Raw genomic sequence first — 2,797 nt, 5'->3', positions numbered from 1 at the left:
GTGATAGGCCACCTCATGCCCGCGCTCGACAATCGCCTGGCACTGTTTCGGCCAGTTCTCCACGACCCAGGCCGGAACGAAAAACGTGGTCGGGATGCGGAACTCATCCAGCAGATCGAGAATCCGCGGCAGCGCCCGATAGGGGCCGTAACCGCCGAAACCGAAATACTCGGGCTTGCGCCAGATCGAGCCGTTAAGCATGGCATCGCCGGTGGGGCCATCGAGGTCGAAGGCCAGGGCGAGGCAGGCCTGGTGCTGGTCGGGCCAGGTGGGTTGCAGCGAGGAGGACATCGTATGGCGCTCCAGAATTAATAGTTGAAACACCCGTAGCAGCAGCCTCGCAAGCTCGGCAGCTGCTACGAACCGTGTTATTTCCCGGCGTTGATGGTCACGGTCTTGATCGCGCCCAGTTCCAGGTCCCATTTCTTCAGGATCGCCTGGTAGCTGCCGTCGTCGATCATGCTTTGCAACGCGACTTTCACCGCTTCGCTCAGCTCAGGTTTTTTCTTGCTCACACCCATGCCCGAGAACTGCTTGGAGATCGGCAGTCCCACGGTTTTGTACATGTCCTTTTCCTGGGTCTTGAGGTACGGCAGGGTTTCGCTGCCTTGCATGGCCGCGTCGATACGGCTCTGACGCAGTTGCGCACGGGCGTCGGCCGAGCCTTCGGTGCCGATCACGTTGATCGCGGGTTTGCCGGCGGCTTCGCAGTTTTCCTTGCTCCACGCGGCGATTTCCGCCGGGAAGGTGGTACGGCGGCTGGTGCCGACTTTCTTGCCGCACAAGTCGACGATCTCGTTGGTGTCCTTGTTTTTCTGCAAGGTGTAGAACTGCGGACCGCTGGTGAAGTAATCGACGAAGGTCACGCTGGCCTGACGCTCGGCGGTGTCGGTCATGCCCGAGAGCACCATGTCTACGCGGTCGGTCGTGAGCGCGTTGATCATTTGCTCGAAGCCGGTTTCCTGCCATTTGATCTTCACGCCCAGACGTTCGGCCAGGGCGTTGCCCAGGTCATAGTCAAGGCCGGTGAGGGTGTTGGTGGCCGGGTCCTTGAAATCCATCGGCGGGTAGTTCGGCATGATCGCAACAACGATCTCGCCCTTGTCCTTGATGCTGGCCGGCAACTCGGCAGCGAAGGCGAAACCGGATGCCAGGACGCTGGCAAGTACTGCAGGGATGACTAGGTTCTTCATGGTCGTTCTCTTATGAGTGTTGTGAGCGCCAAAGGACGCTTAGGTTCGAACGGCAGAAATGAAGCTTTGGGTGCGTGGGTTTTGCGGACTTATTAGTATTTCTTCGGGGCTTCCAGCCTCCACGATCTGCCCGCCGTCCATGAACACCATGCGGTTGGAAACCTCGCGAGCGAAGCCCAGTTCATGGGTGACGACGATCATGGTCATGCCGGTTTGCGCCAGATCGCGCATCACCGACAGCACCTCTCCGACCAGTTCCGGGTCGAGTGCCGAAGTGGGTTCATCGAACAGCATCAGCTTGGGGCGCATGGCCAATGCACGGGCAATGGCGACACGTTGTTGCTGACCACCCGACAGTTCGATCGGGTAGCTGTTGCGCTTGTCGGCCAGGCCGACGCGAGCGAGCAGTTCCACGGCTTCTTCGTGCGCCTCTTTGGGCGAACGCTTGAGCACCTGGCACGGCCCTTCGATGATGTTTTGCAGCACAGTCATGTGCGGGAACAGGTTGAAACGCTGGAACACCATGCCGGTGGCCAGGCGCTGGCGGGCGATCTGCGACTCGTTGAGCTCGTGCAGTTTGTTGCCGACGATCCGGTAACCCACCAGTTCGCCGTCGACCCACAGGCCGCCCTTGTCGATTTTTTCCAGCTGATTCACGCAACGCAGCAGGGTGCTTTTGCCGGAGCCGGACGGGCCGATGATGCACAGCACTTCGCCTTGCTCGACTTCGATGTTGATGTCCTTGAGCGCGTGGAAATGGTCGTAATACTTGTTCAGGCTCACGGCCTTGACGATGCTTCTCATGTTGGGCTCCTCAAGAACGCTTGCCGGCGCCGCGAGCGAAACGACGCTCCAGACGGCTTTGACCAAAGGACAGCACGGTGACCGTGGCCAGGTACCAGATACCGGCAACGATCAGCAACTCCATCACGCGGGCGTTGGCGTAGTAGATGTTCTGCGCGTTGTAGAGCAGTTCCGAGTACTGGATGACGCTCGCCAGGGAGGTCATTTTCACCATGCCGATGAATTCGTTACCGACCGGCGGAATGATGATCCGCATGGCCTGGGGCAGGATGATCCGGCGCAGCGCTTGCAAGCGCGGCATGCCGATCGACTTGGCGGCTTCGTACTGGCCGGTGTCCACCGACAACAGGCCGGCACGCACCACTTCGGCGGTATAGGCGCCCTGGTTGATGCTCAGGCCGAGGAGGGCGGCTACGAAGGGCGTCATCAGGCTCACGGTGTCCATTTCGAACAGGCCGGGGATGCCGATGGTGGGGAAGATCAGCGCCAGGTTGAACCACAGCAACAGCTGCAGGATCAGCGGCGTGCCACGGAACAGCCAGGTGTAGGTCAGCGCCACATAGCGCAGGATCGGGTTGGCCGACATGCGCATGATCGCCGTGATCACCCCGAAGACAATGCCCAGCGCCATCGCCAGCACCGCCATGACGATGGTGTTGAGCAAGCCCCACATGATCGCTTGCGAAGTGAGGAACTGGCCGATGTACGACCATTCGATCTTGCCTTCGGCGAAGGCCCGCACCAGGCCGACAATGGCGATGACAATGACGGTAGCGAAAAAAATTCGCCCGTAATAACGC

Annotated in this window: 4 protein-coding genes; all 4 read right to left on the bottom strand. The window is 60.1% G+C overall.

Annotated features, from left to right (window positions below):
• On the bottom strand, positions 1-291 hold a 291-nt coding region (locus tag AC1DLB_RS26895; RefSeq protein ID WP_477785991.1), incomplete at its 3' end, for a polysaccharide deacetylase family protein.
• 77 nt (positions 292-368) lie between these two features.
• A complete protein-coding gene (locus AC1DLB_RS26890; RefSeq protein ID WP_028940620.1) occupies positions 369-1,193 on the bottom strand; it encodes an ABC transporter substrate-binding protein in 825 nt (274 codons plus the stop codon).
• 39 nt (positions 1,194-1,232) lie between these two features.
• Complete coding sequence (locus tag AC1DLB_RS26885; RefSeq protein ID WP_018929141.1) at positions 1,233-1,997, bottom strand: amino acid ABC transporter ATP-binding protein; 765 nt, start codon at positions 1,995-1,997, stop codon at positions 1,233-1,235.
• 10 nt (positions 1,998-2,007) lie between these two features.
• Positions 2,008-2,797, bottom strand: a 790-nt coding sequence (locus tag AC1DLB_RS26880; protein ID WP_477785990.1) for an amino acid ABC transporter permease, incomplete at its 5' end; no start/stop codon positions are given.

The organism is Pseudomonas sp. 05N434, from assembly GCF_056396965.1.
This window is presented reverse-complemented; position numbering and strand designations above follow the sequence as displayed.